The sequence below is a fragment of the Paenibacillus sp. V4I9 genome, assembly GCF_030817295.1.
GTDB lineage: Bacteria > Bacillota > Bacilli > Paenibacillales > NBRC-103111 > Paenibacillus_E.
Genome location: NZ_JAUSZE010000001.1, coordinates 5,107,106 through 5,126,670 on the forward strand (window position 1 = coordinate 5,107,106; position 19,565 = coordinate 5,126,670).

General features: G+C 42.0%; 17 protein-coding genes and 3 pseudogenes. 5 read left to right on the plus strand and 15 right to left on the minus strand.

Going from position 1 to position 19,565, the window contains the following annotated elements:
- Nucleotides 1–113: 113 nt before the first annotated feature.
- Entirely contained in the window at nucleotides 114–965 is an 852-nt protein-coding gene (locus QFZ81_RS23730; RefSeq protein ID WP_307440959.1) for an AraC family transcriptional regulator, read from the plus strand.
- Between the two features lie 128 nt (nucleotides 966–1,093).
- Here QFZ81_RS23730 and QFZ81_RS23735 read toward each other — a convergent pair whose 3' ends face one another.
- The 4 genes from QFZ81_RS23735 to QFZ81_RS23750 all read right to left on the minus strand — a co-directional run bounded on the left by QFZ81_RS23735 (nucleotide 1,094) and on the right by QFZ81_RS23750 (nucleotide 5,436).
- Nucleotides 1,094–2,191: a mandelate racemase/muconate lactonizing enzyme family protein gene (locus QFZ81_RS23735; protein WP_307440958.1), complete on the minus strand. Its 1,098-nt coding sequence runs from the start codon at nucleotides 2,189–2,191 to the stop codon at nucleotides 1,094–1,096.
- A gap of 36 nt (nucleotides 2,192–2,227) precedes the next feature.
- Nucleotides 2,228–2,989, minus strand: a complete 762-nt coding sequence (locus tag QFZ81_RS23740) for an SDR family NAD(P)-dependent oxidoreductase (protein ID WP_307440957.1) — start codon at nucleotides 2,987–2,989, stop codon at nucleotides 2,228–2,230.
- A 55-nt stretch (nucleotides 2,990–3,044) separates the two neighbouring features.
- The gene (locus QFZ81_RS23745; RefSeq protein ID WP_307440956.1) at nucleotides 3,045–3,710 is read right to left on the minus strand and encodes a GntR family transcriptional regulator; all 666 of its coding nucleotides are present in this window, start codon (nucleotides 3,708–3,710) and stop codon (nucleotides 3,045–3,047) included.
- A gap of 532 nt (nucleotides 3,711–4,242) precedes the next feature.
- Nucleotides 4,243–5,436, minus strand: coding sequence for an MFS transporter (locus QFZ81_RS23750; RefSeq protein ID WP_307605054.1), 1,194 nt, complete (start codon nucleotides 5,434–5,436; stop codon nucleotides 4,243–4,245).
- A 398-nt stretch (nucleotides 5,437–5,834) separates the two neighbouring features.
- Here QFZ81_RS23750 and QFZ81_RS23755 point away from each other — a divergent pair, with 398 nt between their 5' ends.
- Together QFZ81_RS23755 and QFZ81_RS23760 are read left to right on the plus strand one after the other, a co-directional pair.
- Entirely contained in the window at nucleotides 5,835–6,422 is a 588-nt protein-coding gene (locus QFZ81_RS23755; RefSeq protein WP_307440954.1) for a TetR/AcrR family transcriptional regulator, read from the plus strand.
- A gap of 770 nt (nucleotides 6,423–7,192) precedes the next feature.
- A complete protein-coding gene (locus tag QFZ81_RS23760; RefSeq protein WP_307440953.1) occupies nucleotides 7,193–8,182 on the plus strand; it encodes a helveticin J family class III bacteriocin in 990 nt (329 codons plus the stop codon).
- Nucleotides 8,183–8,418: 236 nt separating this feature from the next.
- Here QFZ81_RS23760 and QFZ81_RS23765 read toward each other — a convergent pair.
- The 5 genes and pseudogenes from QFZ81_RS23765 to QFZ81_RS23785 form a co-directional block, all read right to left on the minus strand.
- A pseudogene (locus QFZ81_RS23765) lies at nucleotides 8,419–8,931 on the minus strand (serine hydrolase); the annotation flags it as partial.
- Between the two features lie 188 nt (nucleotides 8,932–9,119).
- Nucleotides 9,120–9,680 (minus strand): NADPH-dependent FMN reductase, encoded by a 561-nt coding sequence (locus tag QFZ81_RS23770; RefSeq protein ID WP_307440952.1) that lies wholly within the window; start codon nucleotides 9,678–9,680, stop codon nucleotides 9,120–9,122.
- A 281-nt stretch (nucleotides 9,681–9,961) separates the two neighbouring features.
- Nucleotides 9,962–11,164, minus strand: coding sequence for a multidrug effflux MFS transporter (locus tag QFZ81_RS23775; RefSeq protein ID WP_307440951.1), 1,203 nt, complete (start codon nucleotides 11,162–11,164; stop codon nucleotides 9,962–9,964).
- Nucleotides 11,165–11,743: 579 nt separating this feature from the next.
- Nucleotides 11,744–12,085: a hypothetical protein gene (locus QFZ81_RS23780; RefSeq protein WP_307440950.1), complete on the minus strand. Its 342-nt coding sequence runs from the start codon at nucleotides 12,083–12,085 to the stop codon at nucleotides 11,744–11,746.
- A 128-nt stretch (nucleotides 12,086–12,213) separates the two neighbouring features.
- A complete protein-coding gene (locus QFZ81_RS23785; protein ID WP_307440949.1) occupies nucleotides 12,214–12,999 on the minus strand; it encodes a DUF817 domain-containing protein in 786 nt (261 codons plus the stop codon).
- Between the two features lie 771 nt (nucleotides 13,000–13,770).
- On the opposite strand from QFZ81_RS23785, the gene QFZ81_RS23790 reads away from it, so the two are divergent.
- Together QFZ81_RS23790 and QFZ81_RS23795 are read left to right on the plus strand one after the other, a co-directional pair.
- Complete coding sequence (locus tag QFZ81_RS23790) at nucleotides 13,771–14,070, plus strand: DUF3231 family protein (protein WP_307607013.1); 300 nt, start codon at nucleotides 13,771–13,773, stop codon at nucleotides 14,068–14,070.
- A 126-nt stretch (nucleotides 14,071–14,196) separates the two neighbouring features.
- Nucleotides 14,197–14,674, plus strand: a pseudogene (locus QFZ81_RS23795) (DUF3231 family protein).
- Nucleotides 14,675–15,240: 566 nt separating this feature from the next.
- On the opposite strand, the gene QFZ81_RS23800 reads toward QFZ81_RS23795, so the two are convergent.
- The 6 genes and pseudogenes from QFZ81_RS23800 to QFZ81_RS23825 all read right to left on the minus strand — a co-directional run bounded on the left by QFZ81_RS23800 (nucleotide 15,241) and on the right by QFZ81_RS23825 (nucleotide 19,498).
- The gene (locus QFZ81_RS23800; protein ID WP_307440947.1) at nucleotides 15,241–15,522 is read right to left on the minus strand and encodes a hypothetical protein; all 282 of its coding nucleotides are present in this window, start codon (nucleotides 15,520–15,522) and stop codon (nucleotides 15,241–15,243) included.
- A gap of 210 nt (nucleotides 15,523–15,732) precedes the next feature.
- Nucleotides 15,733–15,972: pseudogene (locus QFZ81_RS23805) on the minus strand (cupin domain-containing protein); the annotation flags it as partial.
- Nucleotides 15,885–16,121 carry a DUF3977 family protein gene (locus QFZ81_RS37480; protein WP_373462608.1) on the minus strand — a complete coding sequence of 79 codons (237 nt, stop codon included), beginning with the start codon at nucleotides 16,119–16,121 and terminating at the stop codon, nucleotides 15,885–15,887. The pseudogene QFZ81_RS23805 and the gene QFZ81_RS37480, both read right to left, overlap by 88 nt.
- A 355-nt stretch (nucleotides 16,122–16,476) precedes the next feature.
- The gene (locus QFZ81_RS23815; RefSeq protein ID WP_307440946.1) at nucleotides 16,477–16,680 is read right to left on the minus strand and encodes a hypothetical protein; all 204 of its coding nucleotides are present in this window, start codon (nucleotides 16,678–16,680) and stop codon (nucleotides 16,477–16,479) included.
- Nucleotides 16,681–17,129: 449 nt separating this feature from the next.
- Nucleotides 17,130–18,503, minus strand: a complete 1,374-nt coding sequence (gene ltrA / locus QFZ81_RS23820) for a group II intron reverse transcriptase/maturase (protein WP_307602389.1) — start codon at nucleotides 18,501–18,503, stop codon at nucleotides 17,130–17,132.
- A gap of 623 nt (nucleotides 18,504–19,126) precedes the next feature.
- Complete coding sequence (locus QFZ81_RS23825; protein ID WP_307449556.1) at nucleotides 19,127–19,498, minus strand: iron chaperone; 372 nt, start codon at nucleotides 19,496–19,498, stop codon at nucleotides 19,127–19,129.
- Between the last annotated feature and the right edge of the window lie 67 nt (nucleotides 19,499–19,565).

Sequence of the window (19,565 nt, forward strand, 5' to 3'; positions counted from 1 at the left end):
ATGATAATGGAAAAGGCACATCACCAAGGTTGTCATCGTTCGAATACCTTGTTATGCTTAGAACAAGCGCACCTCATCCAGGTGTCAAAAGGTTAGATTGGCGGCGAGCCCCTATGATGATCCATACTTTTCAAGTAGAGAAACCGCTGCAGCTGGTCATGACGGGTAAGTTCGTTGCTCCCTCACCTGATTGGATGCACATGAGAAGAACGCTGATGGAGTACGAACTTTTCGTGCAGACCAAGGGTATTTTGTATATCGCGGATGAACAGGAGATGCACGTCTTGCACGAAGGCGATTATCTGCTCATGCCTCCTCGGACCAAACAATACGGTTACCAGGCCTCCGACTGCAGTTTTTATTGGCTGCATTTCACATCAGATGATCAACTGACCGGGTCTTATCAAGAAGAAGCTTTTGAGTGCCCGGCAGGATCCATCGCGATTCCAAGCAAAGGCACGTTAAGAAGTGCGGATAGGATCATTGTCATGATGAAGCAATTGCAAGATTCTATTCGAAGTTATCAAGATCCAACGTTGAATAACTATTTGGCAACGAGTATTCTGTGTGAGCTATACAATCAAACTTTTAGAAGCAGGAATGCCTCTCAGCCAAAGTTGAAACAGCTGCAGCTATTTAACGACATTGTTGACTATATTAAGTGGAACCGAGGTGAACAGCTTCAGGCCTCACATATTGCGGAGCACTTCGGCTACAATGCAAAATATTTATCGCACCTTTTCTCCAAGATTGCCGGGGTGCCGCTCAAAAGGTTTATTTTGCAGCAGAAGATTGAAGCCGCTTCCTTCCTGTTGACTGACACGAATATGACCATCAATGAAATTGCGCTGGAGCTCGGCTATCATGACAGCCAGCATTTTATGAAATCGTTCAAACAGATGACGAATCTTACGCCGACCAGCTTCCGCAATGCATCTGCCAATCGACTTTTGTTCTATAAGTGAATGTACTTCCTTGAAGTTTTCTTAAAATTTAATATCATAATTTAAATGCTTTATCGGCTGTATATCAACGATTACGCTTCCATATCGCTTCAAAAACGACCACCATCCTGTTTGTGTATATCGAAGCCCTATCTAATCCGATATTCTTCAAAATATTTAGGAAGAATCGTCGTGGAAGCACCTGGCATTTGAGGCAGTACATAATGCCCTTCTTTCACCGTAGCCGGCTCTTCAAAAATATGACGAATCCATGGAATGTACTCCAGCATGATTGCATTTTGTGTAGATGCTACAAGATGCTGATGGATTTGACCCATATCGCCCACGTGCGGACAGATCGGCACATCATAGGAAGCTGCTAAACCTGCCACTTGCAGCCATTCCGTTATACCGCCGACACGAGTTACGTCAACTTGGCAATATTCGATTGCGCCTTGGTGAATATAATCTCTGAACGCATATTTGTTATAAACATGCTCCCCTAAAGCAATCGGAACGTTTAACTCGTCAGCGAGCTTTTTGTGACCCATAATGTCATCAGGATTAAGTGGCTCCTCCAACCAGAACAAATCGAATTCTTCAAGCTTTTTGCCCCAAGTCATAGCTGTATTAATATTCCACTGTTGATTGACGTCAATCATAAAGATGACATCGTTACCAATCGCCTTCCTTACCGCCTTGCAGCGATCATAATCCTCACGCGGATCCGGCTTACCGACTTTGATTTTGACGCCTGTGAAGCCTGACTCTACAATCTCCGTTACATCCTTCAGCAAACGCTCTTTTGACCAGTTGAGCCAGCCGCCGTTCGTATTATAGGCTTTAATCGGTTTGGACTTAGCCCCGCCGAGGTACTGCCAAAGAGGTTTATCCGAGGCTTTCGCCATGATGTCCCATATCGCAATATCCACAGCTGCAAGCGCCATGTGCGTTACACCGGATCTGCCGATCCAGTGCATTTTGCCAAAACGCATGTCATCCCATAATTCTCTTACCATATACGGATCTTTCCCAACCAAAAGTGGAGCATAGTATTTATCAATGGTATCGACGATCATATCATCACCCTGGGCACACGTACCTGTGTAACCGTATCCAACAAAGCCTTCATCTGTATAGATGCGAACACCGGCTAATCCCCAGTGTGTGGCGACGTTGATGGCATCTGTAATTGGCGGTGTAATCGGTACATGCAAAACAAAGCTTTCTACTTTTGTAATTTTCATCGGATACATCTCCCTAGTTTTTATGAGTAAAATCTATTAGTAGCCAAGTGAAGCTCCGCCATCGACCGGAAGAGCAACACCTGTAATGAAACCGGATTGTGTGCTTGCTAGGAACAACGCAGCTTGTGCAACTTCTTCCGAGGTTGCCGGTCGGCCAATTGGATGCATATCATTCAATATCTTTATCGTAGCCATCGGATCATCCTGCTCTTGAATCCAGTGCTGCAGGAGGGGTGTAGAGACACCGGCCGGACATATACAATTCACTCTGACACCATCCGGTGCGTAATCCAATGCCAATGCCTTGGTCATGGCGACAACTCCGCCTTTCGTTGCAGCATAAACGGGATTCATCTTTTGCCCAATCAAACCGTTGAGGGAAGCCATGTTGACGATCGCACCACGCGTTTTTCTTAACTCAGCAATGGCGTGCTTGACCATCAGGAACACACTTTTCAAATTAATATTAAAAAGTCGGTCCCACTCCTCTTCCTCCACTTCTTCCAGAAACTTAGGTAAAATAACCGCTGCATTATTGACTAGTACATCTAACTGTCCAAATCTATGTAGGGTTTCTTGAATAAGCTCCCGGACATCCGAATCTCTTGAAACATCGACTTTTACCTCCACAACTTGATGTCCGGACGATGTTAATTCCTCTGCTAGCCGTGATGCTCCCTGCTCATTCCAGTCGGCTATGATGACAGCAGCGCCTTGGGCAGCAAACAAGCGGACAATCGCTTCGCCGATACCCGATCCGCCCCCCGTTACAATGGCTGTTTTTCCTGCTAGATTCATTAGAGTTACCTCCATTCTTCGATATCATATATCATGTATGATTTTTTCTGAGAAATTAAAGAAAGAAACTTCTAGTCCGAATATGAGAATGTTTTAAATGCTGAAGCAAAGCTTCTTCTGCAGCTTCAAAATTGCCAACAGCCAACTCTTTTACGACAAGCATATGTTCATTCCACTCTTCTTCAATCACTTGCTGATCTATCCCTTTATGGATGAATGTTAAGTATCTCTGAATTTTTTCTATATATAAATGGATAAGTTGGTTTAAAGAATGGTTGTCACAGTGATCCAGAATTAAACCATGCAAGCTTTCGTTCATTTCGGCAATGAAACGAATTTTTTCTTCGCATTCCGCCGGTTTTCTGCTAGACCAGCTTTGCATGGCCCGCTCCAGTTCCGCAATGGAAACACCCGGTATTTGGGGGGCGGCTTTCTTTATAGCCAAGCCTTCCAGTTCCATCCGAATTTCAAACATCTCATCCAGCTCTTGCAGCGACATTTCAGCCACATACATACCTTTAAAAGGCACTGTATTCACCAAGCCTTCTGCTGTTAATCTAGTGAGAGCTTCTCGAATAGGAATGTTACTGACTTCAAGGTCGCGGGCTAGCTGATCAATATTGATTTTTCCACCAGAAGCAATTTCATGGTTAAGGATTCGTTCCTTTAACAATGTATAGATTTCATCGGTTAGTACATAGCGGCTTAGGCTCTTTTTCATTTCAATCACCTCACCTTCTTAATGGGATTTATGTTAAGTAGTTTTCATTATGTTTCACATGATATATCATACACGATTTATTAAACGAAATAAATAGATATTTTAATTCTTACTCTCCTTCTTCATAGTTGTGACTTCTTTCGCGGCATCATTCAATCCTTGTTGCGGAAAAGTATCCCCTACTACGATTTTCTGTAGATAAGCCCCATGGATTGTAGATGAGATTATCGAAAAAGTTAGTTGGGAAATCGCAGTAGGTAGTAAAAAGAAGCGGCCTTTTCTCTTATTCGAGAAGGCCGCTTCTTCTATTGTACCGGTTATAGAATTGGATCTGTTAATTCATATCATTAATTGCCTTTTCTTACCAGAATGTTTCCTGTAAGCCGCGCAGCTTGCATACCGCTTCAGCGAAGTAATAGTCGCCATAGATCATCGGGCACGTTAACTTGCGTTTTCTTAGGATTTTCAAAAAAATTAGCAGTCAAATTTGCTGACTGCTAAAGTTTAACTTAAAGAACTTCTCTTCAAAGAATTACTTCTTCTCTGTGGCGTAATAAAGCAGGGCAATGATCGGAAAAATTATTCCAATCCATAGTGCTGCACTCCACCCCCCTGATGTGTATGCCCATCCACTCAAAGCAGATCCCAAAGCGCCACCAAAAAAGAAAATAGCCATGAATAGCCCGTTCAATCTGCTTCGAATTTCCGGTCCCAACGAGAAGATCGCACGTTGTCCCAGTACAAGATTTGCGGATACTCCAGCGTCCAACAGAATAGCTGATATAACTAAAACTGTTATTCCGATAGGGGAATTGGTTTGGATCATCAGCGGCAACAACACTGAAACGATGACAATACCGAGAGCTATTCCTGTGGCGGGTCTAGTCCAGCCCCGATCAGCTAAGCGGCCAGCCGCAGGCGCAGCTATTGCACCTGCGACTCCAACAAGTGCGTACAAAGCAATCTCCTTCTGAGAAAAATGAAAAACGGGGCCAGATAATAATAACGGAACAGTTGTCCAGAATAAGCTGAAAGTCGCAAACACACACGCATGATAAGCAGCGCGACGGCGTAAGATCGGGGTAGTTCGCAGCAGATGCCACATTGAGACAAGCAGCGCTACATAGTTCGTGCTTGCCGTTGGCCTTCTTGCTGGCAACACTTTTGACAGTAAGATCGCCAAGACAATGACAGCTGTGGCTGATAAGGCGAATATTGCTTGCCAGCTAAAGAAGTCAGCCACCAGACTCGATAACGGACGTGAAAGCATGATGCCAAGTAACAGACCACTCATGACATTGCCAACAACGCGGCCGCGTGTAGATTCTGATGCAAGGTATGATGCAAAAGGTACGAGCACTTGCGTTGCGACCGACCCCAATCCGATAAAAAGGGAAGCCGCTAAGAAAAGCATAGGATTTTTCGTCATTGCTGTTACGATTAAGGCAACTGCTGTGAGAAGTAACGATAATACTACTAGCCTTCGGTTTTCAACAATATCACCCAAAGGTACAATAAATAGCAAGCCGACAACGTATCCAATCTGGGTTAATGTTACGATCAAGCCAGTACTGCTAGCAGACAGCCCGATTGAAGAGCTAATTAACCCCACCAAAGGCTGTGCATAATAAAGATTAGCTACAATGATACCGCACGCAGTCGCAAGAAGCATGGTTAACCATGTTGGAATATTTTTCTCGATTACTTGTTTTTTTGAAGCAATCATAGGTACCACTCCTTATTTGGAAATAATTTTATTTATCAGAAATTGCTTTGTAGTGAATGAATCCATTATTTCACGACATTTTGAATTTATTCAATAAAAAGAAGAAAATGAAAGTCGCTGTCAACAGAAATCATAATCCAACTTGAGATGCAGCTCTCTTTCATTACTTGTTCTTTTGTAGCTCCTCCTCCTCGTGGTTATTTTTCAAGTTACGGAAGCATAAATCACTTTTGATTCCCATCACAAATTAAATACTGAACGTATAGTTCATTAATTATTGATTAAATCATATACTGAACGTATCGTTTTGTAAATAGCCAGTTTTATTTTTACTTTTTGTTTCATATTTGATATACTGAACGTATAGTTTATATTTATCTAGTTTTGATTCGAAAGGGATGATTCCGGTGCAGGTCAAAAGAGGGCGGCCGCGTAATGTTGAAACGCAAAAAGCTATCCTTTCCGCTTCCTATGATTTATTGCTGGAAGATGGCTTTGGATCGGTCACAGTTGAAAAAATTGCTGATCGCGCCAAGGTTAGCAAAGCCACCATTTATAAATGGTGGCCTAATAAGTCTGCCGTGGTGATTGATGGTTTTCTATCTGCCGCATCGGCAAGATTGCCCGTGCCTAACACGGGCTCGGCATTCAATGATGTTCTTATTCACGCCACGAATTTAGCCCGGTTTTTGACAAGTCGGGAGGGTACAATCATTACGGAGTTAATAGGCGAGGGGCAGTTTGACTCAGGATTAGCGGAGGCCTATCGGACCCGATATTTCCATCCACGTCGGCTTGAGGCCAGGAGTCTTCTGGAGCAGGGGGTTCAGCGCGGGGAATTAAAAAAAAATCTCGATATTGAATTAAGCACCGATCTCATTTACGGGCCGATTTTCTATCGCTTGCTGGTGATCGGTGGAAAGTTAGACGATTCCTATGTGCAGCATTTGGTAATGAACGCATTTGAAGGAATCCGCTCAAACTGAAGCCGCTGACGCAAAGTACAACAGCCCCCAACAAGAGAAACAGCGGCTTCATAGTGAGTGTCCTTCTCATTGTGTTCCCCAACAATCTGATACTCGTCAACGAAATAAGGAGCAGTTGCTTTTAACAAACTGCTCCAATATATCAATTTCGTAATAGCAAAATGTAAGCCAACTAATTAGTGATCTTCTTTCGCTTTGTTAACAGCTTGACTTTCCGTGATCAAATCACATACTTCATCCCTTCCGGGGCCTCGACTTTGAGATCAATGCTTCCTATTAAACATGCCACCAAAGTAATAAATATAATGAACGGTATGTCCATACAAAACATTTCTCCTTATAATTCTCAGTTAAGGGTATTATTGCCTGTATCGTAACAAGTATTCTCCATTGCAGGTTACGTCTTGTTGCGCTATTCTATCCTGTAGTTTAGAAGAGGCTGCCGATCTATCTGGTATTCAGCTATCGTTTCTGTTTGAGCAAAGCCGACTGCTAAATATCGCTTGACTTTCTGGAAACAAGCTGATAGCATGAACATTGAAAGCGCTTACTATTCACTCTTTATATGAATACTAATGTGACGGTTGGAGTCCATGAGAAAACCCGAACAATTTGATTCGCTCGCCTGCGAGCCTGTCTTATTGTTCGGGTTTTTATTTTGTTGACCGGGCTCATCCGACAAGGAGGAGGTGCCGCTCGCTGCTTACGGCCAAGTAGCATGGAGCATTGGATCAAGATGGAAAGGATTGGACAACAAAGGAGGTATCAGTATGTTTCAAGTTCAAGCATTGAGCCTTATTAAAAGGCAATTAAAACTACTCACATCTGTTGTTCTCTCAATTCTTATTTCGGGAATGTCTGTTTTGCCCGTATTTGCGGCAACTCCTCAGAAAACTGTAAACGCTTCGGCAACACTCGCATACAATCTCAAAGGACTTAATCACAACGTTGCTGTTCAGAAAGCTTACATCGCTTCAACGTATCTTTACGTAACTCAGCGGTCTGGGGGAACATGCTATCTTTCAAGATTGCTCATAAACGGAAGTGACGCAACATACGTTGATGAAATGACTGTCACCAATGCCGGTCATTGCCAAACACTTGATATGTACACATACAATGGTATAAATTACTTTTATTTCAGTTCGAAAGCGGATCCTTCAACATCGTATTACTGGTCGCTCCAGGTAGCAAGACTTCAATACTCGCCCAGCGCGACATATGATTATACGGATCTTCATCGCTTCACCTATATGAATTATGCCAATGAGACCGGTACAAGTTTAGGTGAGACTTACCGTGTTGATGCCGGCGGCAACAGTACCTATACTATTTTCCGCATACAAACTGCAGAAGGAACTGTAACTTGGTCAATTTATGACACGGTAGCATTGAACCAGCTTCTTGACAGCAATGAACAGGTACGAATGGACAGTGCGGCGGCGGAAAGCGCCTGCGTTACCAGCTTTACGCAGTCGGGCAGTGCTATAGTCAGACCGAACGGATCTTTCCAGGGTGCTGATATGCTCGATAATACGGAAATATATACGTCAGGCGGCGCGGAAGGTGATACTCCGCAGATTGCTATGATGTCAAACACAGGAGCATACAAAACCCTTGTGAATATTACAAATGTGGGAACCCATGAAATCGAGGGAGTACAGACAAAAAACGGTAACGTTTATTTTACTATAGTTACAGACCCAGTAAATAAAACAAATACGCAGAAAGTTTATTACGTGCCTGATAGCATATTTTAATAACCGCCAAACTGGGCATAAAGCGACGGAAATACAAGCTAAAGAATTGCATACTTCAATAGTAAGATATAAAGCTCGGCGTATTGCCGGGCTTTATATCTAAGGATATAGATAAATAATGAAAAAGCAGAAAAAGGCTGGGCATCGGGTTTGCGACCCAGTGCCTCTATTCGGGTGTAACCATGGATGCGTCATTAGGCTTAACTAGTTTTTCGTAGGTGGGAAAGTTGAGTAGTCTATTTATTCTTCAAATTAATTTTAAATACATCCCCCTCATTTCCACCAAAAACGATCATCCCACTTTCAGGCAGCACTACTGAATGATTGTTGCTTGCCTTTGAAAAGTTCATAACCATTCCCTTCGCGTCATAAACGGCAAATCCCCCACTTACCGGAGTCTCAACGTTCATAACTCGATTGGCTGATTTTCCATCAATTTTATACCATACAGCCTGACCATTGGATGGTATGATGCAAAATGAGTCGTTCCCTTCATAAATGGGTTGAATAGCATCTTCACTGATATAGGATTGTCCATCGATCTTTAAATACTCTTCATGGTTCTCGTTATAGAAATTCAAATCAAAAGCATCTCTTCCGTTCATAATAGGAATATCAAATGCATTTACTGCTTTATTCTCGTCAACAATTTTAGTGCCAGATGCGTATCCATGATCAATATCAACGGATATATTCTTGTCCAAAAGCGGGGATAGATAAGAGATTGAAGTTATCTTTTCATCCAAAGAGCTCGAAAGCATATCTTTCGTTCTGTCGATAATACTCTCCTCCGTGATGCCCATTACTTCAATGAGAAAGAGGAGCTGCTTCGCTGCAAGCTCCTCCAATTCGTCTCTGTTTGTTAAGTCAGGAAAACCTGCTTTTAACTTCTTCTAATATTCGATCAACGATGAAATCTGAATGTGTAGAACCTGTACTACTCATTCAGCCGTTGTACCTGGTCTATCCATTGCATAAACGATTGTACATAGCGCTGCAGATATTTGCGGGTCGTTTCATCTATGAGCTTGCGAGTATCTGAATCAATCTTATCCAAAACTTGAGATATATACATTTTTTGAGACGGCATAACATATGACTGGGTGGCATCCAACGTTTGCCTAATTTGCTGCTGCGATAGAATCGTTCCTTTTGCGCCAGGTGTTGAACCTATCACACCTGCAGGCTTATGAATTAGAACGGCTGTTTTGGTTGGTGTCGATGCCCAGTCCAGCGCATTTTTCAGTACACCCGGTATTCCTGAGTTATACTCTGGACTAACGATGATGATGCCATCCGTCTTTTGAATCGCCTCACGATAATGCATAACTGGGTCTGGCCCTTCTCCATGATCCAAATCCGCGTTATACAAGGGAAGATTCTCAATCGATATGTATTCATATTTTGCGGAATCTACGAGTTCAGGGATCGTATTCGCAATCATTTGATTAAACGAATTTTCCCTTAAACTACCAACAATAATCCCTACTCTTTTCAAATCAACCAACCTCCTCATAGAATTTAGAAGCTATTCTCATTCAATCATATAATATTTTCCTCATTTTGTGTGGAATGGCTATAGTTTATTGGTAGCCTAGTGTGATTCATATTATGCAATCGAACCCATTAGTTTAAAAACATTATATATAAAAAATAGCCACTTTAATTTTACCTGATTAAAATTATTCATGAAAATAATACTATTGTTAAAAAATCAAAACCAGTCCATCACTAAGTTACAGTGCCAGACTGGTTTTCCATTTACCACATGCTACTAACTTAAGCTGCTCCACGCAGGCTTCTTCTTACCAGAAAGAAGTAAGCCAGCATCGCTGCGGTGCTCGTCAATAAAATAATTACGCCTAGCGGAACGGCAGTGTCTTCACCTGCGATGCCGACTAGCGGAGAGACGACTGCTCCGAGCAAGAAGGGAATGACACCAAGTAGCGCAGCAGCACTGCCCGCCATATGACCCTGGCTCTCCATTGCAAGCGGGAATGCTGCCGTTGATGTAATGCCGATTGCCGCTACGAAGAAAAACAGCGGAATCACCAATGCGAAAAGCGGTCCATGGACGATGGCCACCACTAAGACAACGACGCTTGCCAAGCAGGCAAGCCATAGGCCGAACAACAGAAAGGCGTGTTCGGATACGCGATGCGCCATCCGCCCGACCAGTTGGGAGCCGATGATCAGGCTGATGCCGTTTGATCCGAACAAAAGAGCGAATACGGTCGGCGAAGCTCCGTAAATATTTTGATAAATAAAGGGCGTTCCCGAAACATACGCGAAGACCCCCGCGATCATAATACCCTGTGCAAGCATGTAGCCGACAAACTGGCGATCTCGCATGAGCGATCCGTAGTTCCGCAGCTGCTGCACGATATTGCTGGGCCTGCGGCGATCTGATGGTAGAGTCTCCTGTAGCCTCCATTTTGTCATCGTCAATAGGTAGATCCCCAGCAGTGCCAGCGCTATAAATACGCCGATCCAAGTAGTGAAAGATAGAATCCCACTACCGGTAACCGGTGCCACGAGCGGACCCAAATTACCGACAAGCAAGAGCAGTGAGAAAAATTTTGTGAGCTCGTGACCGCTGTACAGGTCGCGTGCGATCGCGCGGGAAATGACAATGCCCGCCGAAGCGACAAAACCCTGCACGAACCGGAATGCGATCAACAGCCCGATATTTGGCGAGAATGCGCAAGCTAACGAGGCGACGACATAAACGGCCATGGAGATAAGCAGCGGATTGCGTCTACCGTAGACGTCGCTCAGCGAACCCATGATTACCTGGCCGATGCCGAGTCCGAGTAAACAAGCGGTCAGGCTGAGCTGTACCAGCGAAGCCGTCGTATCGAATTGCTTTACAATCTCCGGGAACGCCGGTAAATACATATCGATAGTAAAAGGCCCGAGTGTCGAAAATAAACCGAGCAGTAATGCTAGTCTAAACACATGCTGATTGTTCTTGTAGGTCATAATACAGAGAATCTCCTATTCTTCATTCCATATCCAAGACTCTTAATCTCTATTTGGTTGCTTTCGAATTTGCACAAGATCCGGAAGCCGGCTTGTACGTTTAGAAGCAGAGAGTCTGTTTTTCATCCTATCACAACTGTACGTATTCCGACAACAAATTAAGTGTGCGAGCTGAATCCTAATATACGTTTATCCGCATCATACATCATCCATTAATCTTTTAAATTTCATACAAAAACCTCCGAATTCATCTATTAGTCCTTTACTTGAATTGGGGGGTTTTAATCTATTTGGTTTTTCACCGTGCTAGCGTTTCCCGATAGTTGAATAACTACTGGCTTCAGATACTAATGAGTTCGAATGAGTTCTTCTTTACTGTTTTGACTAAAATCCTGTTATCTACAAATTTATTTATATAGTAGTTTGGAGTATTCTGCCCGTTTACTTTAATACACAAAGAAGAGCTGCCGCGAAGCCAGCTCCTTCAATTAAGTTTCCGGTTATTTAAATCATATTGGTGATAAAATGGATTCTAAAATAGTTTAATATTATCCAATTATCGCCATTAAATCATCCTTATCATCTTTCATTAACCCTAAACTTCCAATAACTAAGAACTATTATATCATTCACCTTGTAATTCCAATCTTTGATAAGCGTAACTTCATATGTTTGTTTATCAATCATTTCAACATGGGTGGTTAACTTTAAAATGGTTTTATTTCCGTACATTCCACCTATCGGAACCTTCATTGTCTTAGATCCAGTTCGTTTGGGGAAATCCACATTTAAATGAGGTTCGTTTAATTTATGAATCTTTAATAAAGTAATTTTCACAGCATCAGATTCGCTAAATGAGTTACTGCAAGCTGTTAGTATAACGAAGCTAATTGCGATTATGGCGTAAAGTACGATTTTCATTTTTTGATCCTTCCATACAGAGTCTCATTGATTATGTGTATGGAGTGAATACCACTTTTAATACTCATGAATGAATCATGTTGCATTGCTACAAAACAGCTCCTACACTAACGTTCTTCGTCGTAATCTTAGCAGGAAAATAAATCGTTCCTTGTTCGACTAGCTTTAACATTTTTAAGTTGGGCAACGATGATGACGCTAATGATTACCAGAAGAAACCATGAGTTGATCTTGCTGAAACTAACCAGTTGCCAAGTTTGGTGCTGATCAGGATATTTCCAAGCATCAAAAAATGTTGCTATATTTTCTGCTAACCAAATGAAAAAACCTACAATGAAAAAAGCGAGAGTTAAGGGCATTCGATAAGTTATAGTCCGTACCCGATATATGATCCGTGTTTTCCAGAAGATAATAAACACAAGTGCCGTCAACCACCAACGAAAATCGGGAATAAAATGATGTGTGAAAAAGTTGAAATAGATGGCTCCTCCTAACAGCACCGAAGACCTAAGCCCAGGCCAGCCAGTCATGTCCATCCGCAGTCTCCGCCACACCTGACACATAAAGCTTGCTACACTTGCATACATAAATCCGCTATAGAGCGGGACACCGAGCAACTTCGTATACCCAGGCTCAGGATATGACCATGATCCCATCCATACCTTATATAACTCCAGCAACAATCCAATAAAGTGAAATATACAGATTACTTTGATTTCATCACGTGTCTCTAATCCGCTGCGGTACATGAAGTATTGCACTCCAAGCAGTATAAGTAGAATGGCATCATAACGATGAATGAAAGGTACCGCTATTACGCTAGAGAGAGCTAAAGTTCCAAAGATCGCAACAGGAAATATGCAGCTCATCGTCTGATGATAGCCAAAATGCAATAGTTGAATGATTGGTTTCAAATATGCTTATCTCCTCCCCATGTCCATTTAATCGTACGATTCATCAATTTAAATTCTAGTCATCGATATTATCCTATCCATTAGTAGAGAAATCGTGATGTAGAGCGAGTATATGATATACTGGTTACTTATTATTTTTTTTGCTCTTTTGTCTTAAATCAAGAATAAAGGCGAAATCCCTATTTAAAAAGAGAAATTTTCTCGTTTAATATTTCTTATTTTGGGTTACTCCACATAGTCTAGAAAAATCATTTCTTTAAATCCTTAGCATTCTATTTATTTTCTTTGTATCATCTTTGAACAAGTCTTCTCTATCGTAATGAGGGAAAATATAATTTTAATATTTGGTCCAATTAATATTGCACCAGCACTTACCCCAACAATCAAGTAAAAGCCACTTCCTATTCGAAGTGGCTTGGCTTTTAATAGCACTCTATTTATGGTCTTGCTCATTTTTTTAGTACCTCATATAATTCAATTTACGAGAAACAAAAAAATCTGGAGTGGTAAATACTTTTTACTTTTTATTACCGAATAACATTCATTACTTAATACATTGTATTTTACTACAATACTGTTTCAATCCATCCCAATTGCCCCATATGCATCCTCGGCACTTCTTAGGTTGCCTAGGTTTTATTTCAATGCTCATATATTTCCCCCTACCATGATTTCAATTTACAACAAATATTAAATTAACCAACTATTTTATAAATATACATTTCCTCGATCTCCGCACGACTGAATAGTAATGTCAACCGTGATAATATTATACTAGGGGATTACTTGTCACATGTTGAAGATACAGAAATTCGTTCCGTCCTTGAATTTGCGATACAATTATCACGAGCACACGTACAAAAATTAAAATCTTTTTTCATTGAGGAGCAGTACCCTGTTCCAGACGGATTTTCAGAAAAATTAGATGTTAATAAAGAAACTCCACGCTTGTTTCTAGATAATTTTTATCTTTTTTACCTTCAGAATATTGGTAAAGTTGGTCTTGAATTTTATACAATGGCTTTGGCCAATGCTGCTCGCTTGGATTTATGTGAATACTTTACCGAATGATTAAATGAGTCGGCTAGATTGCTCAATAAAGCAAATCATGTTAAAAAAGGAACGTTCATAAGATCTCCCTTTATTCCGATTCCCAAAGAAGTTGAGTACGTTCAAAATCAAAGTTATCTCGCGGGCTTGTTTGGACATGGCAGACCGTTAAATGCAATTGAAATAAACCATATTTATTTTAACCTAATACAAAATCAACTGGGTCGATCACTACTAATTGGATATAGTCAAGTTGCAAAGAATGAGAAAGTTCGCGATTATTTCATAAGGGGCAGGAACATTGCGGATAAACATGTTGAAATATTCGGATCATTACTAAGTAAAGAATATCTTCCTTCTGCCAGTGCATGGGATACATTACCAACAGAATCAACTGTTGCCCCGTTTTCAGATAAACTAATGTTATTCCATGCTGCCACATTAAATTCGGCTGGAATTGCACATTATGGTAGAAGTCTTGGTCAAAGTCCTAGGACTGATTTAGGAGAAATTTACATTCGACTTACTGAATTTTGCAAAAGATGGAACAGATATTTTGATACAAAATGGTTGGTTGGAACAGCCGCCACAAGCAGCTGACAGAGAGAAACTAGCAAAAGCATAGTCCAATACATATGAACATATAGAAATGCGCTTGCTGCAACGGGTGGGGCGCATTTTTTAGCTCTTCCTCAGGCTGACCTGATTCTTTTCACAACGATGATTCATCGCGGGCTTCCGGAACCGCAGTCAAACTGCTCAAAATTCAACAATAGTAGTATTTTGGCTTTAAAGACCTCCTTATTGAAAAGGGTTATTATTTATCGGTACCTTCGTCATTTATTTACTTACCGGGTATACGTCTTTCTACTAAAATATAAGAAGAATCATACCCATATATATGCCTCCCCCAAAACCCCCATTTTAATACGCTCTCATCTTTCACTTCACTACCTAGAGGAACCAAAACCGCTTGAATAAAGGCAAAATTTAATGCGCGACATAAGTAAAAGGGATGATGATCCATTTCACATTTTTCAATGACATCTGCTTTTGTCAATCTAGGTAAGAGTCCAGCTTTAGTTGAACATTACTGCCCTGTAGTTGAACACCTTACTTATCCGAATAAAAAACGAAAACCCGCATTATGCGGGTCATTATCGGAATATTCATTGTATTGCTTCGCGTACGCTATTCCTCTTCATCTTTTTTTCGTTCCCAATAACTTCCCTCACCAAAGTAATCCTGACAAACGTTATCAAGGGTCTTCAACGTATCAATAAATCCTTTTAAATCACACGTATGAAAAGTATCTTTAAGTTCACGATTTTCTTCTGTAACTGAATATACGTGAATTTCTGTACAACCATCCCATCTAACATTAACATCAAGACGCTTATCTTCGGTTTCCAATTCTAGAGCTACCGTCCCACCATCTTCATCTCTTTTATGTTCTGTTTTTATAATCCACAATATAAAACACCACCTTTTGGTATAGGATTGCCAAAAGTGGAACCTTTTAAAAACAATTTTTTACTGCGGCGGCGTCTGTTTCGATTAGAATACCCTCATAGAGCGACGCTTCCGAGCTGTAAATTAAAATATGTTCTATTACTATCACTCCAAAGGATAAAACAGATATCTTTAACTTGCGGGTATTACCGATTAAACCGTTTTGGAATCCTACTTGTTATTTAAATTGTTATATTCTTCATCCGTTACGGGTTCCAACCATTCGGTGTCTCCCTTTTGGACATTAGTACTTATCGCGATATGTGTAAACCAACTATCCGGTGTAGCACCATGCCAATGTTTCACATCTGGACGGATCTTTACTACATCCCCTTCATGCAGCTCCTGTACCGTTTTGCCTTTTTCCTGATAATATCCTTTTCCCCCGGTAACAAGCAGAATCTGGCCACCTCTATCTTCCCAATCCATATTCTTAAATAGATGGAGTGAAATATAATCGGCTTAATAATACCCTTATGCTCAATCTCAGACCCATCATCAAATTCTGATTCCGTTCGGAGTATCCAGGTATTTCCTACACCTAATTCGATATATTTCAACCGAGCCTACCTCTTTCTTCGCAGAAGTCTACCATTTCTTTATTAACACATATTGGAAGTATCCTGCCCGTTCGTATTATGAGTAACGTATTGAGGACTAGGGACTAAGGATTTACATACAGAATAACTCCGTCGGGAATGAGATAATGTTCTTGTCAAATTCCATTCCTGTAGCCCTCAGCGATGCAGCAATATTAAACATAAAACATCGCCTAAAAACCTGACGATGTTTTATGTTTAACGAACTTATTCATTTAGAATTCTAAGCGGCCGCCTCAAGGTAAATCCGAACACAACCAAGGTTTGCAGGCACCGCATTGTTAAGATTAATTCGTTAGGGGCTTTCTTTAACTTGTTATTTTTTCCCATCATGATAGTCTTCCCATAATAGGCTGATGTATTTTTCTAATGTTTTAACAATAACATCTCTTTGGCTCTCTTTGACATTTCCAATGTCATTTGCAATATCATTTCTGACCCGTATGAGCACAAATAAAGGTGGTAAGTCAGTCTCACGGAAAGCCTTAATCATTGATTCTTCTTGTGGTGTAATATCCATAAAGCATTCTCTTCCTTTCCAGTTAGATTATACACATTAAACTTCACACTCTTAGGCCATTATCACGTACCACGAATGGAAATCCTGTTATCCCAGCATTTGCATGCTCGGAGTAAGTTATCTCGGGACACTGGACTGCTGCTCCCGATCAGCTCCACTAATTCCCTAAATATTCAGTTGCATCCTCTCCTTATGCTCGAGATAATCTCATTATAAACCCTGACGTCTGTGTTAGGGTCAAGCGAAAATAAGTGATGACAAATGTTCCATTTCACGGTGCCAAAACTGATCCCATAAAGACAAAAAGCCGCGGTTTCAGCGGAAGAAATCGGAGGCCGAGTCATGACAGCTCTCACGCTATAGTTCACCGTTAGAGCTTAATGGCGGAATGAACTAAACGTCTTTTGGTTGGTTGTAGAGTAGGGGACTGGTTTCCCAGTCCTCCCTCATCAAACCGTACGAGCGGTTTTCCCGCATACGGCTTTCCGATGTTCTTCACCTAGCGCAGTATAGCTGCCCCAAGCACTGACTCGTTTCAGTCCCATACGACCGAATACCTCCGCGACCCTCCTCGGGTCCAGTTGGTTTCGCTTGTGCTTCTTGTTCCAGTACAGTGTCAGTCTTCGAATAATATGCCAGTCCACTTTTGACAGAAATTTGTTCGACATGCCGGGGTCTACGCTCCCATAATAGTTCTTCCATCCCTGTATGATGGGATTGAGCTTGTCCACCATTTGCTTTGGTGACCAGTAAAGTCGCGCGCGAGGCGCTGTTACTTCCTTTACCTTGGCACGCATCTTTTTCATCGCCTTTTTGGATGGAATACTTCGCAAGTCATAAAATTTCCCCGACTTAAACAATTTCGGCATGCGGCGGTGATGGAATCCGAGAAAGTCGAATCCCTCTTTATCCAACCACAGGTTCACAAGCTTAGACTTGTCCGTGTTCATTGTCAATTCCAATTTCCTGAAAACTGCCTTAAGCACCTGAATGGCTTCCATAGCGTGGGGTTTATTTTCACATAAAATAACCAGGTCATCAGCATATCGCACCAATGTGCCAATATGGGAAAATTGCTTTTCCCATAGGGTATCGAGATAGTTCAGGTAGATGTTTGCAAGGAGCGGTGAGATGACTCCACCCTGGGGACTCCCGATCACGGTATTATGAACCTTTCCATCTTCCATGACATCGGCTTTCAGCCACAGTCGAATAAGTTTCAACACTCTTCGATCACTCACCCGTTGTTCCACGAGTTTGAGCAATTTGTCATGCGGGATGTTGTTAAAGTATCCGGCGATGTCTACATCCACCACCCAATACACTCTCCCGTAATTCACCGTCTTGTGTATCCGCTCTATTGCCTGTTTCGCGCTTCGCTTAGGTCGGAACCCAAATGAGCAATCTTTGAAATCCGCCTCGTATATTGCCTCAAGAACGATTTTCGCTGCCATTTGCACCAATCTGTCCTGGATTACGGGTATGCCGAGCGGGCGTGTTTTGCCATCACCCTTCGGTATATCCTTCCTCCGAACGGGCTTGGGGCGGTAGGCGTTTTCCACCAACTGCCGTTGCGTGTCCTTCACGAATTGCTCTTCTCCATACTCCTGAACAATGTGCGTAATTGTCACGCCGTCGATACCGGCGCTACCTCCATTTGCTTTGACCCGTTTCCATGCTTCCCACATGACATCTGTGCTGTATACTTTGTCGTACAGAGCGTGAAACCTGCGCTTGTTATTTGCCTTAGCCGCAAGGTAGAGGGTCCTTTGGAGTTCTTGAACTTTTACTTTGGTGTAGTTAGCAGATTTCACTGCATTCACTCGCTCTTACCTCCATCGCTACCCGTAAACAAAGTAAGGGTGCTTTCCTCCCGCAGGTTATGTTGTCCTACGTTCTCAGGTACTACCACCCTCTCCGACTCCCTTCTCGCCGCTTGCCACTTCACCCTCCAGGCTTATAGGTTTGCGCTTTACGAACCTGTCGTGCGAGGTAGGGTCTCCCTAGTTCCAGACACAACTGTTATTACATGCTGTTCCCCATACACCGGAGGATTCTTCCGCGTTGCTTATCCAAGTTCTTCGCGCGTTCCATGGCCTTCACCGTACAACACGGGGTTCGGCTCCCTCTTGTCCCTTTCGGGTTGTTTATGACGATGCGGCAGGATTCACTTCATGTTACAGCCTGCAATTTTGCTTCACCCCAGTTGGGGTTTTTCACAGGGCTTCATCCTTAGGTTCTCACCACCAGATGCCTGCTAGCTACGAGGCGGCTTGGTCCCTACCTCGGTTGGACTTTCACCAACTAGTTGTGCCTAGCTTTGCTAGGCGCACTATTGAACTAAACTGCCTCTTACTTCAACAGAAACGACAACGGCAACCGATCGTCCGAGCATCAAAAGGCCTTAAAACGCAAATATGAGCCTCTAAGAACTATCCTATTTATTTTATTTCCGCCAAAAAGTTGAACAATCTGCCTTATCCAAAATATTAAACTCGATCATTTTCTCAAGTAATGAGAAATCAACCGGACTATCCCACTGGATACGTACCAACTCCTTGCTGTGATCATAGTTAGCCTGCACAATGTCATCAGAAAAATGATTAATCCCTGCCCTTTCAGGGGCAACAGCCAAATGATGTTTGGCTACGCTAAAGCCAATAATAAATGTGCCGTGATCGGTAAACATAGGCTGATTCCACGCAATTTTTGGCATTAAATCCGGGAATTTCTTAGTTACCCAAGTCAAAACTTCTTCGGTTCGGGCCCGATGTTGCGGGTTATCAATATGAGCTAAATATTCTGCAAAAACTTCAATGTTGTTCCCTCCTACAATAAAAATTATGTCGTTCATCAGTAATGAGCAACCGTAATCCGTTACCTCA